Genomic DNA, 18,832 nt, shown 5'->3' with positions numbered 1-18,832 from the left:
TTCTCGGCCGGACCGGCGACCACCGAGAAACGGACCGGGCGGCACCGGGAAACGGACCCGGGCGCCACCGCGAAACGGACCCGGGCGCCACCACGAACGGGACCGGCCGCCACCGCGAAACGGACCGAGCGTCACCGAGAAGCGGACCGGGGACCCGGCAAGGAATCGGACCGGAGCCCGGCGAAAAATCGGTGGACAGCCGACGCCGGCGGCGTAGCGTTTAGGGCCGCTTGACGGCCGTGGTGAGCATGCACCGCAGCGGACGTCCCCCCGCGCCGGCAGCGGCCGACCCGCTGTCCGGACACGCGAGCGCAGCCGGATCTCAAGCCTGCCGAGGATGCCCCGTGCCCGCTTCCGACCTCGACACCGAACTCACCGCCGAACGCACCCATCTCACCGAGTCCCGGGCGGCGCTGCGCCGGATGCGCGGCCGCGCCGAGGCCCTCTTCTCCACCGGCGACAAGGTGGCCGGCGACGCCTACACCGCCGAGCAACTGGGCCGGCACATGGCCCGCCGGGTCAAGGAGCTCGCCGACGACCCGGACACCCCGCTCTTCTTCGGTCGCCTCGACATCGAGGAGAGCGCCTACCACGTGGGCCGCCGGCACGTCACCGACGACGCCGGCGAGCCGATGGTGCTGGACTGGCGGGCGCCGCTGTCCCGCTCGTTCTACCGGGCCAGCGTCCGCGACCCGCAGGGCGTCGCCACCCGGCGCCGCTTCGGGTTCGTCAAGGGCGAGCTGACCAGCTTCGAGGACGAGCACCTCGATCGGGGTGAGGAGCTGGGCACCAGCAGCCGGATCCTGACCGCGGAGATCGAGCGGCCGCGCGTCGGGCCGATGCGCGACATCGTCGCCACCATCCAGCCGGAGCAGGACGAGCTGGTCCGGGCCGAGCTGGCCGACTCGATCTGCGTGCAGGGCGCGCCCGGCACCGGCAAGACCGCGGTCGGCCTGCACCGCGCGGCCTTCCTGCTCTACCTGCACCGGGAACGGCTGCGCCGGTCCGGGGTGCTGATCGTCGGGCCGAACACGGCGTTCCTGTCCTACATCTCCGCGGTGCTGCCGACCCTCGGCGAGGTCGAGGTCCAGCAGTCCACGTTGGAGGATCTGGTCCGGCGGAGTCCGGTCAAGGCGGTCGACTCGCCCGCTGCCGCGCTGGTCAAGAACGACGCGCGGATGGCCAGGATCCTCAGCGACCTCCTGTGGGGCCGGATCAGCCGGCCGACCGAGCCGATCATGGTGTCGGACGGCTCCTACCGCTGGCGGATCGACGTCGAGCCGCTGCGCCGGATCGTCGACGAGGCCCGCCGCGAGGGCCTGCCCTACGCGACCGGCCGTGAGCGGGTCCGGGCCCGGGTGGTCGGGCTGCTGCAACGCCAGTCGGAGTACCGCACCGGCAACTCACCGAGCGAGTCCTGGCTGCGCAAGATGAGCAAGATCCCGCAGGTCACCGAGTTCCTGGAGCGCTGCTGGCCGGCCGTCACCCCGGAGTCACTGGTCGGCAGCCTGCTCACCGACCCGGCGCAGGCCGGTGACCTGCTCACCGCCGAGGAGCAGGAGGTGATCCGCTGGGCCAAGCCGCCCAAGACGGTCAAGTCGGCCAAGTGGACCACCGGCGACCTGCTGCTGCTCGACGAGGCCGCCGGGCTGCTGGAGCGGGAGAACAGTTTCGGTCACGTGGTCATCGACGAGGCGCAGGACCTGTCGCCCATGGCGGCCCGCGCGATCGCCCGGCGCAGCGAGCACGGCTCGATCACCCTGCTCGGCGACCTGGCCCAGGGCACCGCCCCGTGGGCCGCCACCGACTGGCGGGACGTCCTGGCCCACCTGGGCAAGCCGGACGCCGCGGTGGTGCCGCTGACCGTCGGCTTCCGCGTACCGGAAGCGGTGGTCACCCTGGCCAACCGCCTCCTGCCGGCGCTCGGCGTGAACGTGCCCGAAGCGGTCTCGCTGCGCCGGGACGGCGCGCTCGTGATGGTGCCGGTCGCCGATCCCGCGGACCTGGACGCGCGCACCCTGGCCGAGGTCACCGCGGCGCTCGGGCACGAGGGATCAGTCGCGGTCATCGCCGCGGACGCCGCGGTGGACCGGCTCCGCGACCATCTCTCGGCGGCCGGCATCGAGCACGCGACGCCCGACGACGTCGACGCCGAGGCGCGGGTCACGGTGGTCCCGGCCACGGTCGTCAAGGGCTTGGAGTACGACCACGTCGTCGTCCACGAGCCCGCCGACATCGTCGCCGCCGAGCCACGCGGACTGAACCGCCTCTACGTGGTGCTCACCCGTGCCGTCACCGGCCTCTCGGTTGTGCACGCCAAATCGCTTCCTGAACCGCTTAACATCGGCTGATGCCCCGCATCGGAGTGATGTTCGACCGCGACCTGTCCCCCGAAGATCTGCCGACCTTCGCCGCCGCCGTGGAGGAGGCCGGCGCCGACGACCTCTGGGTGGTCGAGGACCTCGGCTGGGCCGGCTCGATCAGCGCCGCCGCCCTGGCCCTGGCCGCCACCTCCCGGATCCGGGTCGGCATCGGCATAGCGCCGGCGCCGCTGCGCAGTCCGGCCCTGCTCGCGATGGAGCTGGCCATGCTGGCCCGGGTCCATCCGGGCCGCCTGGTGGCCGGTCTCGGGCACGGCGTCGCCGAGTGGATGCGCCAGCTCGGCGTCGAGCCGACATCGAAGCTGGCGATGCTGGAGGAGACCATCCTGGCGGTGCGCGGGCTGCTGCGCGGCGAGATGGTCACCCTGGACGGGCGCGAGGTGCACATCGACGGGGTGCGCCTGGTGCACCCGCCCGCGGTGCTCCCGCCGATCGTCACCGGGGTGGTCCGGCCGCGCTCGCTGGAGCTCTCCGGCCGGGTCGCGGACGGCACGATCATCGCCGAGGGCAACGGCCCGGCCGAGATCGAGGCGGCGCTGGGCCACATCCGGCGGGGTGGGGCGGGCGACGAGCACGAGCTGATCGTCTTCGCCTATCTGCACGTCAACGACGATCCGGCGGACGCCGCGAAGGTGACCGGCGCGATGGTCGAGGGGCAGGCCGGCTGGCTCGGCGTGCCACCGTCCGAAGTGTTCTCGCTGATCGGCCCGGTCGCCGAGGTGCCCGGCAAGGTGCAGTCGCTGGCCGACGCCGGCACCGGGACGGTCGTCCTGCGCCCGCTCGGCCCGGACCCGATCCCGCAGGTCAGGGCCGCGCTGGCCGCGCTCGGTCGCTGACCCGGCCGACCCCGGCGCGGCTCGTCACCGCGCGGCGTCGATCAGCCGGACCATCTCGGTGAGCGGCAGGGCCGGGTTGCCGGCCGCCGACTCGGCCACCGTCGGATCCGGGTCGCCGACCAGCTCGGCGACCCGGGCCGGAGGGAGCGCCGGGTGACCGGCCGCGGCAGCCCGGGCCCGCCCGTCGCCCTCCCCGGGGCCGGCCGCCAGGCAGTGCTCCAGCACGGCGGCGGTGGCGTTCGGATGCTGGGCGACCGCGCGGAGCGTCCGCGGCACCCGCGGGACCGACCGGGCCAGGTCGAGGAGCAGGTCCGCGGGCGCGTCCGGGTTCGTGGCGACCGCGCTGCTCACCCGCTTGCCGTGGGTGCCCACCATCCCGGCCAGCAGCTCCGGGCTCAGCCCGGGATGGCCGGCCACCGCCGCGACCACTTTCGCGTCCGGGTCGCCGGCGAGCGCGTCCCGGACGTCATCCGGCAGATCACGGCGGGTGGCGACCAGCATCCGCAGCTCCGGTCCGGCGCCCGCCGCGAGCGCGCGTACCTCGGCCTCGGTGGCCGCCTCGATCCGCGGCAGCGGGGTCGGCCCGATCCGGGTCTTCCTGGCCAGCTCGGCCAGCACGTCGAGCGGCACGTTCGAGTTGTGCGCCAGCCGCCGCCGGACCTCGGGGTCCGGGTCGCCGGCCAGCCGCCGGATCAGCTCGGCCGGCAGTCCCGGGTTCCCGGCCAGGTCGTGCCGGACCCCGGGGATCGGGTCGCCGGCCAGCCGGACGGCCACCTCGGGCGGCAGGTCCGGCCGGCCGGCGAGCGTCCAGCGCAGGATCGCCGACTCGTTGTCGGCCAGGCTGACCAGGGACGATATCGGCGTCGCCGGGTTATCCACAGCCTGGTACCGGAGGCTGTGGATAGCCGATTCGTGGCCTCCGGCGCAGGCCGCGCCGGGCGGCAGGGTGCAGTCCGTCCGCGGGCAGTGCGGGTCGTGCAGGAACGGGATCGGCTCCCGGTCGCAGACCAGGCATGCCTCCGGTGGCGGGTCGAGGGCGACCAGTCCGGCCAGCAGCTCGGGGGACGCCGCCCGGTTCGCCGCGACCATCGCCCGCACGTCGGCGTGCCGATGCCGGGCCAGCCGGGCGAGCAGATCCGGATCGGTGGTCCGCCAGGCCAGCTCGGCGGTCACCTCCGGGTCCGGGTCGGCGGCCAGCCGCTCCCGCACGTCGCGCGGCAGGTCCGGGCAGGCGGCCAGCTCCTGCCGGACCGCCGAGTCCGGGTCGGCGGCGAGTCGTCGCGCCCACTCCGGCCGTCCGCGGCCCGCGTCGAGCAGGGCCAGCGCGACCGTCGCCCAGTCGGCGGCCCCGGCCGGCTCCGCCCAGTCGTCCGCGGACAGCCGGCCGTCGTGGGCCAGCCTGATCGCGGCCGGCTCGGATCGGGCGGCCAGCTCCCGGACCTGGGCCGGGGTCAGGGCGGGGCGATCGGCGAGGGCGCTCGCGAGTTCCTCGTCGGCCAGCCCGATCAGGCGGTCGACCAGGACCGGCGGCAGGGCGGGGTTACCGGCCAGCGCGACCAGGAGCTCATCCACGATCGAGCATCCTCGCTGCTCGGCCGCCGCGACGAAACCCCTTTCCGTCGGGAGTGGATCTCCGACCGGGCGGTTCAGCCCAGCGGCTTCACCCAGCGGGACCACTCCGGCTGCGGACGGTAGCCGCGCGCCGCCCAGATCCCGTGCGCCCGCTCGTTGGCGTCGAGCACCATGGCGTCCGCCCGGGTCCCGCCCAGCGCCCGCAACCGGTCCTCGGCCGCGGCGATCAGCAGGCCGCCGATCCCGGCCCGGCGCCGGTCCGGGGCGACGGCCAGCCGGTAGAGGTGGCAGCGCCAGCCGTCCCAGCCGGCGATCACGGTGCCGACCACGGCCCCGTCGTCGACCGCCAGGATCAGCGCCTCCGGGTCCCGGGCGACGAGTGCCTCGGCCGCCTCGACGGTGTCCACCGGCCGGCTGTCGTTCTCCGCCGCCACCTGCCAGAACGCCAGCACCGCCGGCAGGTCGGCCGGCTCCGCCGCCCGCAAGATCAGTTCACCCACCCGGCCACCCTACGAACTTTATGGCACAAAGTTCTTTGACTTTGCGTCGTAAAGTCGAGGCATGGCATCGATCGACGACGAATCGACTTTCGACGACCCGGCCGAGGCGCTGCGGCTGATCGATCGCGAGCGGGCCAACCTGGAGCGCGAGCTGACCCCGGACCCGCGCTGGATGTACTGGCCGTGGGGGGTCGCCTGGCTGCTCGGCTCGGGGCTGTTCTTCCTGCGCTGGGGTCCGGACGAGCGGGTGCTCGTGGCTCTCCCCGACTGGTTGCCGATCACCGTGATGACGGCGCTGATGATGGCCGCCGGGGCGATCACCGGGGTGATGGGCGCCCGGTCCGGCCGGGCGGTGAGCGGGCCCAGCTCCCGGCAGGGGCGGATGTTCGGGTTCTCCTGGTCGGCCGGGTTCGCCGGGTTGGTGCTGGTGTTCAGTCAGGTCAGCGACGTGGTGCCGGAGTCGCGTCAGGGCATCCTCTGGGGTGGCGGGCTGGTCGCGCTGGTCGGCGCGCTCTACATGGCCGGCGGCGCGATCTGGGACGACCGGAGCACCTTCGTCCTGGGCGCCTGGATCAGCGGGATCAACATCGTCGGCGTGCTGGCCGGCCCCGGGTGGCACGCGCTGGTCGTGGCGGTGGCCGGCGGCGGCGGCCTGCTGATCGCCGGCCTGATCGGCTGGTGGCGCCGCCGATGAGCGACACCACCAAGCCGCCGAAAAGCGACCCCGCCAAGCCACCGGAAAGCGATCCCACCGAGCCGCCGACGAGCAACCTCACCAGGTCGCCGACGAGCAAGACCGCCGAGACGCCGACGAGCGACACCACGGAGCCGCCGACCGGCGGCCCCACCGGTGAGCTGCCCGAGCTCGACCCGGTCATCCACGCGCAGGCCCGCCTCCGGGTCGTCTCCGCGCTCTCCCAGCTGCGCGAGGCGGACAGCATCGCCTTCCCCCGGCTCCAGGAGATTCTCCGGGTGACCGCCGGAAACCTCTCGGTCCACCTGCGCAAGCTCGAGGACGCCGGCTACGTCGAGGTGGTCAAGACGCACCGCGGTCGCACCCCCGCCACCCTGGTCCGGCTGACCCGCCGCGGCCGCCTCGCCTTCGACGACTACGTCATCGCCCTGCGTGCCCTGCTCAACCACCCGGAGGAGTCATGATCCACGCACGCGCCGTCCAGGTCACCCGGCGGTACGCCGCCACCCTCGCCCTGGACCACCTCGACCTGGAGGTCCGCGCCGGCGAGCTGGTCGGCCTGCTCGGGCCGAACGGCGCCGGCAAGAGCACCCTGGTCAGCCTCTTCACCGGCACCCGGCGGCCCACCTCCGGCCGGGTCGAGCTGTGCGGCGGTGACCCGCGCGACCCCCGGTTCCGGCGGGAGCTGGGCGTCACTCCACAGGAGACCGGGTTGCCCGCCTCGTTGCGCGTCGGCGAGGTGACCGATTTCGTCCGGGCGCACTTCACCAACCCGCTGTCCACAGCGGAGCTGCTCGGCCGGTTCGGGCTGGCCGACCTGATCCGGCGGCAGACCGGCGGCCTCTCCGGCGGGCAGAAACGCCGGCTCGCGGTGGCCCTCGCCTTCGCCGGGCGGCCGCGGATCGTCTTCCTCGACGAGCCGACCACCGGGCTGGACGTGGAGGCCCGGCGGGCACTCTGGGACGGCATCCGGGCCTTCCACGCCGAGGGCGGCACCGTCGTGCTGACCAGCCACTACCTGGAGGAGGTCGAGGCGCTCGCGCAGCGGGTGGTGGTGCTCGACGCCGGGCGGGTGCTGGCCGACGACAGTGTCGACGCGATCCGGGGGCTCGCCGGCGTACGGCAAATCGGTCTGACCTCGCCGATCGACCTGCCGCACCTGACCGGGGTGTTGCGCGCGGAGCGCGCCGGCGACCGCCACCTGCTGCTCACCACGGACGCCGACGCCCTGGTCCGGGAGCTGGTCCGGCGCGACGTCGCGTTCCGTGACCTCGAGGTGCGCGGCGCCTCGCTGGAGGAGGCCTTCCTGACCCTGACCAAGGAGCCGTCGTGGTCCTCGCGCTGACCCATGCCAAGTTCCAGCTGATCGAGCTGTTCCGGATCCCGATCGCGGTGATCGGCGGGGCGTTCTGGCCGGCCGCCGCGATGCTCGCCTTCGTGGTGCCGTTCACCGGCGACGACCCGGCCGGCGCCACCTACGCCGCCGCCTCGATGATCACGTTCGCGGTGATGAGCACCAACCTTTTCCAGTACGGCATCGGCGTCGCCGAGGACCGCGCCCAGCCGTGGGATCCGTACGTGCGGACCCTCCCGGCCGGCGCGCTGCCCCGCTTCGCCGGCCGGATCCTGGCCGGCCTCACCACCATGGCGATCTCCCTGACCCCGGTGGTGATCATCGCGGCGCTGTTCACCCCGGCCTCGGTGAGCGGGCCGGAGCTCCTGGCCGGAGCCGCCGCCACCGCGGTGATCTCGGTGCCGTTCATCCTGATGGGCCTGTCGATCGGCTATTCGCTGCCGCAGAAGGCGGCGATCGTGGTGGCGCAGGTGCTGTTCCTGCCGCTGGCCTTCGGCGGCGGGCTGATGAGCTCACCCGGCTGGCAGCCCGGCTTCGTCGCGACGATCGCGCCCTACCTGCCGACCGGCGGCGCGGTCCGGCTGATGTGGGCGGCCGTCGGTGACTACCCGTTCCGGTGGGGCTCGGCGCTGTCGCTGCTCGCCTGGACGGTGGCGCTCGGCAGTCTCGCGGTGTGGGCGTTCCGGCGCGACGAGGGTCGTCGATTCGGCTAGATGACTGACAGTTCCATCCCCGCGCTGGTGACCGGATGCGACCATGCGGCTATGACCGCTCCTTCGCCCGGCGTGCCCACCTGGGTGGATCTGGCCACGTCCGACCTCGACGGCTCGACCCGGTTCTACACGAGCCTGTTCGGCTGGACCGCCGAGGTGTCCGGCGCCGAGTTCGGCGGCTACACCACGTTCCTGCTGAACGGGTTGCCGGTGGCCGGGGCGGGCCCACTGTTCGGCGAGGGGCAGCCGACCACCTGGAGCACCTACCTGGCCACCGACGACGCCGACCTGACCGCGGCCCGGGTCGAGGCCGCCGCCGGGAAGGTGCTGGTCGCGCCGTTCGACGTGATGGATCAGGGGCGGATGGCGGCGTTCCTGGATCCGTCCGGGGCGCCGTTCAGCGTCTGGGAGGCCGGGATGATGCGCGGGGCCGAGGTGTTCGACGTGCCCGGGGCGCTCACCTGGAACGAGTTGAACACCCGGGACGTGGACGGGGCGCAGAGTTTCTACGGCGCGGTCTTCGGCTGGACGTTCCGCGAGGCGCAGGTGGGCAACCTGCCGTACCTGCTCTGTGACAACGTGCGCCAGCCGGTGGCCGGCATCCAGCCGATGATCGGCGAGGGCTGGCCGGCCGACATCTCGCCGTACTGGCTGGTGTACTTCGCGGTCACCGACTGCGACGTGGCCGCGGAGCACGCGTTCGCCCTCGGCGGCCGGGTGGTCAACCCGCCGACGACGATTTCGATCGGGCGCTATGCGGTGCTGACCGACCCGCAGGGCGCGACGTTCGCGGTGCTCGCGGGCCGCCGCTGACCGCCGGGTCCGCTTCGGGTCAGCCAACCCCTCGTCCGGTACGGTCGCAGCGCACGCCTCGGGAATACCCGCAGCTCGTTCCGCCCGCCGTTATCCACATTTCTTGCCTGTCCACAGCCACGCCGTCGCCATCCCCTCCCCTCCGCCACACTGATCAGCGGGGGAGCCCCCGGTGGAGGGCGGGCTCTGTCGATCTTGCGATGGTGCTGGTCGCAGTGATTGCCAGGCGCGAAAAAGGCCGCCCATCGGGCGGCCTTCTGCTTCAGCGGTGATCCGCGGCGAGGTCAGCGGAGCAGGTCCGGGATCCGGTCGAACAGCTGCGTCGTGTAGGTGATCATCTCGTGCAGCATCCAGTTGCCGGTGAACAGCAGCACCGCGCCGATCGCCACCGCCTTCGGCACGAACGACAGCGTCGCCTCCTGGATCTGCGTCACCGACTGGAACAACGAGATCGCGAACCCGACCGCCAGCGCGGTCAGCAGCACCGGCGCGGACAGCTTCGCCGCGATCGTCATCGCCTGCAGCCCCAGCTCAACCACCATCGTGTCGGTCATGCCCCACACTTCGGGCGATCCACCACCGCCCGGAGTGCAGACCGGTCACACCCCGGTTGCCATTCGGTTCACCCGCACAGGAAACCTCAAGAAGCCCGCCCCGCTGCCGCGCGGGTCAGTGCCGGACCGCCACCACCAGCGGGCCGTGGTCGCCCGGGATGATCCGGACCTTGACCCGGTAGTGCTCGGCCAGGTTGGCCTCGGTCAGCACCTCGGTGGGCGTGCCCGCGGCGGCCACCCGGCCGGCGGAGAGCAGGACCATCCGGTCGGCGTACTCGCCGGCGGTGGACAGATCGTGCATGGTGGCCAGCACGGTGAGCGAGCGTTCCGCGCGGAGCCGGTCGACCAGTTCCAGGACCTCCTGCTGGTGGCCGATGTCCAGGGCGCTGGTCGGCTCGTCCAGCAGCAGGATCTCGGCGCCCTGGGCCAGCGCCCGGGCCAGGAAGACCCGCTGACGTTCGCCGCCGGAGAGGGTGTCCAGCCGGCGGCCGGCGAACGCGCGCAGGTCCAGCGCGGCCAGCTCCTCGTCGACCACGGCCAGGTCGGCGGCGGACTCCCGGCCGAGCGGCGGGATGTACGGGGTCCGGCCCAGCAGCACGTAGTCGAAAACGGTCATCGCCGGCGGGACGACCGGGTTCTGCACGACCACCGCGACGGTCTTGGCCCGGTCCCGGCGGTGCAACCGGTCGACCGGGCGGCCGTGCAGGTGGACGGTGCCCCGGAAGGGGAGCAGGCCGGCCACGGCGCGCAGGGCGGTGGACTTGCCGGCGCCGTTCGGGCCGATCACGGTGACCCACTCGCCGCCGGTCACTTCGAGGTCGACGCCGTCGACGATGAGGGCGCCGTCCAGTCGTACCGTCAGATCGGTCACCAGGATCGCCGCACCGGACCGCCCACCGGGGGCGGCATCGGTCATGTCGTCACCCCGCGGCTGGTGCGCAGCACCACGATGAAGAACGGCGCGCCGAGGAACGCCGTGACCACCCCGATCGGGATCTCCGCGGCCCCGCCGGCGACCCGGGCCAGCAGGTCGGTCAGCGCCAGGAAGGCCGCGCCGAAGAGCAGCGACAGCGGCAGCAGCGAGCGGTAGCTCGGGCCGGTGAGCAGGCGCAACGTGTGCGGCACGATGATGCCGACGAAGCCGATCAGGCCGGAGACCGAGACCGCCGCGGCGGTGCCCAGCGACGCCGCGACGATCAGCAGGTAACGGCTGCGCTGCGGGTGCAGGCCGAGGCTGGTCGCCTCCTCGTCGCCGACCGTGAGCACGTCCAGCTCGCGGCGCTGGGCGAGCACGATCGCGGCGGTCAGCACCGTGTAGGGCAGCACTACCAGCACGTCGTGCCAGCCGGCCGTGCCGAGCCGGCCGAGCAGCCAGGAGTACACCTCGCGCAGCGACTCCACGTTCCGCTGCAGCAGATAGGTCTGCACCGCGGCGAGGAACGCGGAGACCGCGACCCCGGCCAGGATCAGCGCGCCGGGTGATCGGTCGCGGCCGCCGGCGGCGCCGAGGAGCCAGGTCAGGGCGACCGCCACCAGGGCGCCGAGAAAAGCCGCCATCGGTACGCCGATCGGCAGCCCGGCCGTCGCGTCAGCGGCCGGGCGCAGCACGATCACCGCGGTCACCCCGAGCCCGGCTCCGGCCGCCACGCCGAGCAGGTGCGGGTCGGCCAGCGGATTGCGGAACGCGCCCTGGTAGGCGGCCCCGGCCAGCGCCAGCATCGCGCCGACCAGCAGGCCGAGCACCACCCGGGGCAGCCGGAGCTGGGTGAGGATGGCGATCTCCCGCTCGGTGAGCCCGCTGTGCAGGTCCACCCCGGGGATCAGGTTGAGCAGCTCGGCCGCGACCGCGCCGGGCGGCAACGCGACCGAGCCGAAGGCGAGGCCGGCGATGACCGCGACCAGCACGGCCAGCACACCGGCCAGCAGCCAGGCCGGGCGCAGCCCGGCCGGCCTCATGACGCGGGAATCTCGCGGACCGCGTCGGCCACGGCCTTGACCAGATCGACGGTACGCGGACCCCACCGTGACGCGATGTCGTCGTCGAGCGGGTAGACCTGGCCTTTCCGCACCGCCGTGATCGCCGACCAGCCGGTCCGCGCCTTGACCGTGTCCGGCGACTGCTGGCAGCACTGGGTGTCGGCCAGGAAGATGGTGTCCGGGTTCGCCTTGACCAGCGCCTCCGCGGAGAGCTGCGGGTAACCGCCCTTGCTGCCGTCGGCGTCCGCGGGGTCGGCGACGTTGGTCATCCCGAACAGGTCGAACACCCCGCCGATGAAGGTCTTCGAGGTGGCCGAGTAGAGCTCCGGGCCCAGCTCGTAGTAGTAGCTGAGCGGCTTGGCGCGCGCCGGGACGCCCTTGACCACCTGATCGATCTCGGCCTTCATCTGCTCGGTGAGCTTGCCGGCCTCGGCCGGGTGCCCGGTCAGCGTGCCGAACTCGGTGATCTCCCGGTAGGTGTCGTCCAGGGTCTGCGCGGCCGGGGACAGGAACACCGGGATCTTGAGTTTGCCGAGCTGGGCCACGATCTGGTCGCTGTCGCCGGAGAGCACCACCAGGTCCGGGTCCTTGGCGGCGATCGCCTCGGCGTTCGGCTTGAACCCGGACAGGTCGGTCTTCGGGGCGTCGGCCGGGTAGTCGGACTGGTCGTCGACCGCGGTGACCTGCGGGCCGGCGCCGATCGCGAAGAGCATCTCGGTGGCCGTCGGGCTCAGCGAGACGATCTTCTCGGGGCGTTTGTCCAGGGTGAGCGAGCCGACCGTGGCCGGGAAACTGGCGGCGGTGCTCGCGGCGGACTGGCCGGCCTCCGGTGACGTGCCGTCCTTGTCGGTGCCGCCGCAACCGGCGAGCAGCAGTGCGGCCGCCGTGCCGGCGGCGAGAAGCGCGCGTTTCATCGAGGTCCTCCTGTCGGTCGGGTGTGGTGCATCGCCGACAGGGCCTGGGGGCCGCCGCCTGCGAGACGCCCCTCCCCGGGAGCGCGGGTTCGCGACCGCGCCCAGGCGACCTGGCTAGACCTCACATGGAGGGATCACAGTTGCGGGACAGCTCCGGTTTCACACCGGCTTCGCTGCGGCGCGGTCCCTGAAACGCTATCCCAGCCGGGCGCCGGTCGCTGCTCGACCTCAGGGTCTGTTCCGTCGGACACCTCCGCGGCGGCTATTTGCCCGCCTCGGTCCGGTCCTCGGCGGTCCGGTTGCTGGCGAGCTTGTCCGCAGCCGGCCCGCCCTCGGCGATGCCACCCTCGACCTGCTCGCTCTCGGCCTGCTCACCGTCGGCCTTGCTCCCGGTCGCGCTCTCGGCCTTGCTCTCGGCGGCGGCCACCCGGTCGCCGGCCGCGGCGGCCTCGTCGTCGCCGGCCAGGGCGGAGCGCAGCCGCGCTTTCTCCGCGGCGCGGCGCTGGGCGACCGAGCCGAGGTGCTCGGCCATCTCGTCGCGCCACTTGCGGAGCAGGAAGAACGCGAAACCGGCCGAGGCGACGAACGCGATCATCGCCTTGACCAGGATGTTCAGCGGGAGCGGGAAGAGCGCGGCGAAGACCACCACGAACAGGCCCAGGCGGCCCAGTGTGTACTTGATGGCGGGACTCATGATCTCTCTCCTCAGCCGGACCGCTGACGGAGCCAGCGGAGGCCGTAGAACCAGACGAAGCAGTACACGACCGTAGCGGTCACGGCGCCGGCACCGCCGCTCACCAGGGGAGGAGTGTACGGCGCGAGCACCCCGGCAACCGTCATGCCCGCCGCCGCGCCGAACCCGATGCCGAGCGCCGCGGCCATCACCCGGTCGGCGCCGAAGCCCTGCGCCCGGAACTGCTCCACGAACAGCCAGGTCGGCAGGATCACGATCAGCCATCCGTTGGTCTGGCCGAAGTCGGCGACCCTGGTCAGCGTCAGGACGCCCTCCAGGACCAGCACCACCGCGATGCCCAGGACCAGCCCGGCGAACGCCGCGCCGAGCAGGTCGCCGACCGTCTCCACCGGGCCTGGGTTGCGCCGCAGCCCGCCCGCGCTCCGCTGTCGAGTCATCCGCCGAACCCTAGGCCCAGACCTTCTGCGGTTCGCTGCGCCGCTCGGCCAGACCGACCGGCTTGTCATACTCCCGGACGACCTCGTACCGCGTGTTGCGCTCGACGGGCTGGAACCCGGCGTCCCAGATCAGGTCGAGCAGGTCGTCGCGGTGCATGGTGTTCGGCGTGCCGTACGAGTCGGCGTCGTGGGTGATCTTGTACTCCACCACCGAGCCGTCCAGGTCGTCGGCGCCGAAGTTCAGCGAGAGCTGGGCGACCGACAGGCCGTGCATCACCCAGAAGCACTTGACGTGCGGCACGTTGTCGAAGAGCAGGCGGGAGACGGCGAACGTCTTGAGCGACTCGGCCGGGGCGGCCATCGTGGTCCGTTCCTGGATCCGGTTACGGATCTTGCCGTCCGCCGAGTCGTGGAAGTCGTGCTGGTAGCGCAGCGGGATGAAGACCGCGAAGCCCCCGGTCTCGTCCTGCAGCTCGCGCAGGCGCAGCACGTGGTCGACCCGGTGCCGCGGCTCCTCGATGTGGCCGTAGAGCATGGTGGCCGGGGTCCGCATGCCTTTCTGGTGGGCCAGCCGGTGGATCCGCGACCAGTCCTCCCAGTGGCAGGCATGGTCGACGATGTGCTGCCGGACCTCCCAGTCGAAGATCTCGGCGCCGCCGCCGGTCAGCGACTCCAGCCCGGCGTCCATCAGCTCGTCGAGGATCTCGCTGGCGGACAGCCCGCTGATCTTCTCGAACCACTGGACCTCGGTGGCGGTGAAGCACTTGAGCTTGACGTTGGGCAGCGCGGCCTTCAGCTCGCGCAGCACCTTGGGGTAATAGCGCCAGGGCAGCGTGGGGTGCAGGCCGTTGACGATGTGCAGCTCGGTGAGCTGCTCGTCCTCCATCTCCTTGGCCTTGCGGACGGCCTCGTCGATGCGCATCGTGTAGGCGTCCTTCTCCCCCGGCTTGCGCTGGAAGGAGCAGTAGGCGCAACTGGCGGAGCAGACATTGGTCAGGTTCAGATGCCGGTTGACGTTGAACATCACCCGGTCACCGTTCAGCTCGGTGCGCTTGTGGTGGGCCAGCCGGCCGAGCCAGGCCAGGTCGTCGCTCTCGTAGAGCGCGATGCCGTCCGCGCGGCTGAGCCGCTCACCGGCGTAGACCTTCGCCTCCAGGTCCCGCTTCAGTCCGGCGTCCATGTGGCCCCTCTCCCGTCGTCGCCGTCGAGACTACGTCCCGCCCCCGACAACCAGCACGCCGCCGGGTGCCCGGATGTCCCGTTTCACATACTGGGAAGTAACCGAAATTGACGATCATGACATCGTCCCGACAAGCCGCTGAACTGGGCGAATGAGCGCGGACGCCGACAACTAGAAAAATTCTCAGCGTCCTTTCACCTTCTTTCGATCGACAGCGGTGCGCCGCCTGCGGTATGAACCTTTAGGAACGACTAGCGACGGTCTGCCGACCGCCGCGGACGGGGAGCTCATGTCGAAGGCACTGCGGTACGGACAGCGTCCAACTCGCTCCGTGCATGCGCGACTCCGCCCCGTCAGCTACTCGGCGGCCGTCGCCGCGGCACTGGCTGCGCTGTTCCAGCCGATCCCGGCCATGGCCGCACCGGGCGACGACCCGGCGCTCGCCGCCGGCATCCCGGACACCGGCTCGCGCCCCACCACGCTCGGCGCGCTGGTGCTGCCCGGCACCCCGGTCAGCCCGGCCACCACGCCCAGCAGCATTCCCGGCTCGGCGACCAACCCGGCCCTGCAGCAGATCGAGCGGGGCCGGCTCGAGGTCGACCAGCTCGGCGACCAGCTGCTCAAGCTGAAAGCCGACCGCGACCTCGCCCAGGCCCAGGTCGGCACCGCTGGGCAGCGGGTCACCGACGCGCAGGCCAGCCTGCAGGCCGCGCAGACCAACGCGGTCGCCGCCGCCGGCGAGGCCATGCAGCAGGCCGCCGCGGTCCCGCCCGGCGCGCTCGACTCCGGACTGCTCGGTCTCGACCAGCTCGCCCGCCTGCAGCGCGGCGAGGTGCCGACCGACGACTCGGCGGCCCGCCGCCTGGAGGCCGCGCAGGTCGCCGCCCAGGTCGCGCTCGACGAGCAGACCACCACCACGGCCAAGCACAACGACCTGGTCGCGCAGTACACGAAGCTGAACACCCAGCTCACCCAGAAGCAGACCGCGCTGACCGCGCTGGAGAACGCGCACCGCGACGAGCTGAACGCGGCCGAGGCCGCCGCCAGCGCGACCGACCAGGCGCTCGGCTCGGAGTACCTGGCCGGTTCGACCAATGGCCGGGGCGCCGACCCGCGGGCGGTCAAGGCGCTGCAGTTCGCGCTGGCCCAGCGCGGCGACCCGTATGTCTGGTCCGAGGAGGGCCCGGACCAGTACGACTGCTCCGGCCTGATGTACGCGGCCTATCGCCAGCCCAGCGTCGGCTTCCCGCTGGTCCGCGTCTCCCGCGACCAGTACTGGCAGACCCGCAACAAGGTCGTCGACCGCTACTCGTTGCTCCCCGGCGACCTGCTGTTCTTCAGCTACAGCAACAGCTGGACCGGCATCCACCACGTCGCCATGTACGCCGGCGACGGCATGATGGTCGAGGCCCCGCGCACCGGGCTGAACGTGCGTCTCGTCCCGGTCCGGTGGAGCCGCCTGTTCCAGGCCACCCGGGTCTTCGGCGCGGTCGAGGGCGGCGTCGACGACCTGCCGCTCGGCACGCCCGACCCGGAGGAGCCGGGCACCGGCGGGACGACCACCACCAAGTCGCCGACGCCGTCGGCGAGCAAGACCACCAAGCCGGGCGGGTCGGGGAGCAGCCCGACCGGCTCCAAGACGCCGACGCCGGCCAAGACGACCACCACGCCGCCGCCGGCCACCACCCCGACGCCGGGCGGCTCGGCGTCGACCCCCTCCACCGGCGGCTCCTCGTCGAGCAGCGGTGGTTCGTCCGGCTCCAGCCCGACCGGCACCTCGTCCAGCAGCACCGGCACCGGCACCGAGCCGACCGGCGAGACCGGCACGGGCAACACCGCCACCGCCACCGCCACGTCCTCGGCGACCGCCGCGGAGACCACCACGCAGGCGACCCAGACGACCAAGGCGACGGAGACGACCAAGGCGACCCAGACGACGAAGGCGACCGAGACCACCAAGGCGACGGAGACGACGAAGGCCTCCGACGCGGCTTCGGCGTCCGCCTCGTCCACCGACTGACCAGTACGCGTTTCGAACCGGCACCAAGTCCGGATATCGGGTAATAAGGCAGCGGGAAAACCATCCGAACCGGTCATCGGCTCGCTAGCTCCTTCGTCGTAGGGTTGGTCGGGTCGATGCCGGGTGCGTTCACACCGACTGATGTGGCACGGTTAAGGTCAGCGCCCGACGTCCGAGAGCCGTCGGCAGCGGCGGTCGGGAGGACCCATGGACGAGCAGCAGGCGACCAGGGACGGCGCGAGCTCCACGCCGCCGCCCGCCGGGCCGCCCGCGGACGACGCCGAGGGTTTCGCGCCACCTCCACCACCGCCCCCCGGGGCCCTGTGGGCGTCCCCGGGTCCGAAAGTGTCCGGGTCCGCCCCGGTCTCCGCCGCTCCCGCCGCTGACTCCTCGGCCGCCCGCCCGATCTCCGCCTCCGCCCCGGTCTCCACCCCGCCCGCCACCGGCTCCGCGCCGGTCTCCACCCCGCCTGCCACCGGCTCCGCCCCGGTCTCCGCCGCCCCGGCGTCCGGATCGGCGGCTGTGCCGGCGCCGACGGTCTCGGCGTCCGCGCCGGTCTCGGCGGCTCCGGCCTCCGGCTCGGCGGCGGTGCCCAGCCGCCCGGTGGTCGGCTCCGCTCCGGTTTCCGCGGCGCCCGCGCCGGTTTCCGCGGCGCCCGCTTCCGGCTCCGCGGCGCCCGCTTCCGGCTCCGCGGCCGTGCCCAGCCGGCCCGTCACCGCTTCGGCCCCGGTTTCGGCGGCTCCGGCGAGCGGGTCCGCCGCCGTCCCGGATGTCGCCAGGTCGACAACCGTCGAGCCGCAAGCTCCCGCCTCGAGCCCGCCACCGGCGGGCTCCGCCGTGGTGGCCAGTGCCAAGGCGTTCGGATCCGCTCAGGTCTCCGCGCCGCCCGCGGTCGGCTCGGCCAAGCCGGTGTCCGCCCCCGCGACCGGCTCCGCGACGAATGGCCGGCAGTCGGCCATCTACGGCTCGCCCGAGGCGATGCCCGCCGAGCCCGAGCCGGCCCCGGAGCCCGCTGAGCCGGAGCCGATCAAGCCCGCCGACCCGACGCCAGCCGACCCCGACCCGGGCACGCCGGAGCCGTCCGAGCCCACGCCGGAGAAGCCGGGCCCGTCCGAGCCCACGCCGGAAAAGCCGGGCCCGGAAAAGCCCACGCCGGAAAAGCCGGACGAGCCGAAACCCGCCGACCCGGAGCCCAGCGAGCCCCGCCCGGTCCCGGTCCCCCCGAAACCGAGCGAGCCGAAACCGGCCCACCCCGAACCGACCCGCCCCGAGCCGGTCGAGCCGGAGCCGATCAAGCCACCGCCGCCCGGGCCGATCCCGGGCCCGCAGCCCGGTCCGTTCCCGACGCCGGCGCCCGAGCCGCGCCCGGCGCCCACCCCGCCCGGCCCCGCGCCGGACCCCTACCCGCCGAGCCCGATCCCCCCTGGTCCCGGCCCTTCGCCGGTGCCGCCGATGCCGGCGCCGAGCCCGGTGCCACCCGGCCCCGGACCGTCCCCGGTCCCGCCCGGCCCGGGTCCCAGCCCGGTGCCCGCACCGCCCGGCCCGAGCCCGGTGTTCCCGCCGCCCCCGGTGATCGGGAACGGCCTGCCTTCGTACACGATGCCGCCGGAGGGCGGCGGCCCGACGGGAGTCCTTCCGCCCATGTCCCACGGCACCCCCGGTTTCCCAGCGCCCTCGGGAAACAGCGACATGACCATGCCGATCACCACCGCCGCCGCGCGCAACGCCGACCTGACCATGCCGGTCGTCCCGGCGGCGGACAGCGACATGACCATGCCGGTCCACCTGGCGGGCGGCAGCGACATGACCATGCCGGTGAACCTGGCCACCTCGAACATCGACGCGACCATGCCGGTGAACGTGGTGTCCACCCCGCCCGGCACGGTCCCCGGGCAGCGCGGGCAGGGCGGCCAGCCGGGTCAGCTGGCGCCGGGCACGCTCTACAGCACCGGCGGCTACCCGGCGATCGACATGACCATGCCGGTCAGCGACCCGTCGGAGAACTCCGGCTCGCTCACCGGGCACATCCTGGCCCAGGGGTGGTACGACGCGCCGGTCGAGCAGCGCCGCGGGAACTTCAAGGTGGTCCTGGCCATGCTGGTCGTGCTCGGCCTGCTGGTCACGGTGAGCCTGCTGTTCCTCTTCACGGTCGGCGACAGCTTCAGCGACATGCTGAAGGGGATCGCGAACTGA

19 protein-coding genes and 1 riboswitch are annotated in these 18,832 nt (G+C 73.1%); of the genes, 9 read left to right on the top strand and 10 right to left on the bottom strand.

What is annotated here, in order from left to right:
• Positions 1–344: 344 nt before the first annotated feature.
• Together BJY16_RS09520 and BJY16_RS09515 are read left to right on the top strand one after the other, a co-directional pair.
• The gene (locus BJY16_RS09520; protein ID WP_239177114.1) at positions 345–2,351 is read left to right on the top strand and encodes a HelD family protein; all 2,007 of its coding nucleotides are present in this window, start codon (positions 345–347) and stop codon (positions 2,349–2,351) included.
• Positions 2,351–3,217 carry an LLM class flavin-dependent oxidoreductase gene (locus BJY16_RS09515; RefSeq protein ID WP_185038779.1) on the top strand — a complete coding sequence of 289 codons (867 nt, stop codon included), beginning with the start codon at positions 2,351–2,353 and terminating at the stop codon, positions 3,215–3,217. The genes BJY16_RS09520 and BJY16_RS09515 overlap by 1 nt, the downstream gene beginning before the upstream one ends.
• Before the next feature lie 24 nt (positions 3,218–3,241).
• Here BJY16_RS09515 and BJY16_RS09510 read toward each other — a convergent pair whose 3' ends face one another.
• On the bottom strand, positions 3,242–4,789 hold the full coding sequence (locus tag BJY16_RS09510) for a hypothetical protein (RefSeq protein WP_185038777.1): 1,548 nt from the start codon (positions 4,787–4,789) through the stop codon (positions 3,242–3,244).
• Between the two features lie 74 nt (positions 4,790–4,863).
• Positions 4,864–5,289, bottom strand: a complete 426-nt coding sequence (locus BJY16_RS09505) for a GNAT family N-acetyltransferase (protein ID WP_185038775.1) — start codon at positions 5,287–5,289, stop codon at positions 4,864–4,866.
• 61 nt (positions 5,290–5,350) lie between these two features.
• Between BJY16_RS09505 and BJY16_RS09500 the strand changes: the two genes are divergently transcribed.
• From BJY16_RS09500 to BJY16_RS09480, 5 genes are read left to right on the top strand one after another with little or no spacing between them, the layout of a single operon-like run.
• Positions 5,351–5,983 carry a transporter gene (locus BJY16_RS09500; protein ID WP_185038773.1) on the top strand — a complete coding sequence of 211 codons (633 nt, stop codon included), beginning with the start codon at positions 5,351–5,353 and terminating at the stop codon, positions 5,981–5,983.
• Positions 5,980–6,447, top strand: coding sequence for a winged helix-turn-helix domain-containing protein (locus BJY16_RS46400; RefSeq protein WP_203758972.1), 468 nt, complete (start codon positions 5,980–5,982; stop codon positions 6,445–6,447). The genes BJY16_RS09500 and BJY16_RS46400 overlap by 4 nt, the downstream gene beginning before the upstream one ends.
• Positions 6,444–7,328: an ABC transporter ATP-binding protein gene (locus tag BJY16_RS09490; protein WP_185038772.1), complete on the top strand. Its 885-nt coding sequence runs from the start codon at positions 6,444–6,446 to the stop codon at positions 7,326–7,328. Before BJY16_RS46400 ends, BJY16_RS09490 begins: the two co-directional genes overlap by 4 nt.
• A complete protein-coding gene (locus BJY16_RS09485) occupies positions 7,313–8,050 on the top strand; it encodes an ABC transporter permease (RefSeq protein WP_185038769.1) in 738 nt (245 codons plus the stop codon). Before BJY16_RS09490 ends, BJY16_RS09485 begins: the two co-directional genes overlap by 16 nt.
• 51 nt (positions 8,051–8,101) lie before the next feature.
• On the top strand, positions 8,102–8,863 hold the full coding sequence (locus BJY16_RS09480; RefSeq protein ID WP_185038767.1) for a VOC family protein: 762 nt from the start codon (positions 8,102–8,104) through the stop codon (positions 8,861–8,863).
• A 284-nt stretch (positions 8,864–9,147) separates the two neighbouring features.
• Here BJY16_RS09480 and fliQ read toward each other — a convergent pair whose 3' ends face one another.
• From fliQ to mqnE, 7 genes are all read right to left on the bottom strand, one after another.
• Positions 9,148–9,417, bottom strand: a complete 270-nt coding sequence (fliQ, locus tag BJY16_RS09475; protein ID WP_185038766.1) for a flagellar biosynthesis protein FliQ — start codon at positions 9,415–9,417, stop codon at positions 9,148–9,150.
• 115 nt (positions 9,418–9,532) lie between these two features.
• Positions 9,533–10,333: an ABC transporter ATP-binding protein gene (locus BJY16_RS09470; RefSeq protein WP_185038764.1), complete on the bottom strand. Its 801-nt coding sequence runs from the start codon at positions 10,331–10,333 to the stop codon at positions 9,533–9,535.
• Positions 10,330–11,373: a FecCD family ABC transporter permease gene (locus BJY16_RS09465; protein WP_185038762.1), complete on the bottom strand. Its 1,044-nt coding sequence runs from the start codon at positions 11,371–11,373 to the stop codon at positions 10,330–10,332. Before BJY16_RS09465 ends, BJY16_RS09470 begins: the two co-directional genes overlap by 4 nt.
• A complete protein-coding gene (locus BJY16_RS09460; RefSeq protein WP_185038760.1) occupies positions 11,370–12,308 on the bottom strand; it encodes an ABC transporter substrate-binding protein in 939 nt (312 codons plus the stop codon). The genes BJY16_RS09465 and BJY16_RS09460 overlap by 4 nt, the downstream gene beginning before the upstream one ends.
• Positions 12,309–12,394: 86 nt before the next feature.
• Positions 12,395–12,528: riboswitch (cobalamin riboswitch) on the bottom strand.
• Positions 12,529–12,570: 42 nt separating this feature from the next.
• Complete coding sequence (locus BJY16_RS09455) at positions 12,571–13,002, bottom strand: DUF4229 domain-containing protein (protein ID WP_185038758.1); 432 nt, start codon at positions 13,000–13,002, stop codon at positions 12,571–12,573.
• Positions 13,003–13,013: 11 nt separating this feature from the next.
• Positions 13,014–13,439, bottom strand: a complete 426-nt coding sequence (locus BJY16_RS09450) for a hypothetical protein (RefSeq protein ID WP_185038756.1) — start codon at positions 13,437–13,439, stop codon at positions 13,014–13,016.
• A gap of 10 nt (positions 13,440–13,449) precedes the next feature.
• On the bottom strand, positions 13,450–14,619 hold the full coding sequence (gene mqnE, locus BJY16_RS09445; protein ID WP_185038754.1) for an aminofutalosine synthase MqnE: 1,170 nt from the start codon (positions 14,617–14,619) through the stop codon (positions 13,450–13,452).
• A gap of 331 nt (positions 14,620–14,950) precedes the next feature.
• Between mqnE and BJY16_RS09440 the strand changes: the two genes are divergently transcribed.
• A complete protein-coding gene (locus tag BJY16_RS09440) occupies positions 14,951–16,639 on the top strand; it encodes a C40 family peptidase (RefSeq protein WP_239177112.1) in 1,689 nt (562 codons plus the stop codon).
• A 158-nt stretch (positions 16,640–16,797) separates the two neighbouring features.
• Here the strand turns inward: BJY16_RS09440 and BJY16_RS09435 are convergent, their stop codons facing one another.
• Positions 16,798–17,355 carry a hypothetical protein gene (locus BJY16_RS09435; protein ID WP_185038750.1) on the bottom strand — a complete coding sequence of 186 codons (558 nt, stop codon included), beginning with the start codon at positions 17,353–17,355 and terminating at the stop codon, positions 16,798–16,800.
• Between the two features lie 124 nt (positions 17,356–17,479).
• Here BJY16_RS09435 and BJY16_RS09430 point away from each other — a divergent pair, with 124 nt between their 5' ends.
• Entirely contained in the window at positions 17,480–18,832 is a 1,353-nt protein-coding gene (locus BJY16_RS09430; RefSeq protein ID WP_185038748.1) for a hypothetical protein, read from the top strand.

It is taken from the genome of Actinoplanes octamycinicus (assembly GCF_014205225.1).
Classification (GTDB): Bacteria; Actinomycetota; Actinomycetes; order Mycobacteriales; family Micromonosporaceae; genus Actinoplanes; species Actinoplanes octamycinicus.
The sequence above is the reverse complement of the archived record's forward strand: the minus strand, read 5'-3'. Positions and strand labels throughout refer to the sequence as shown.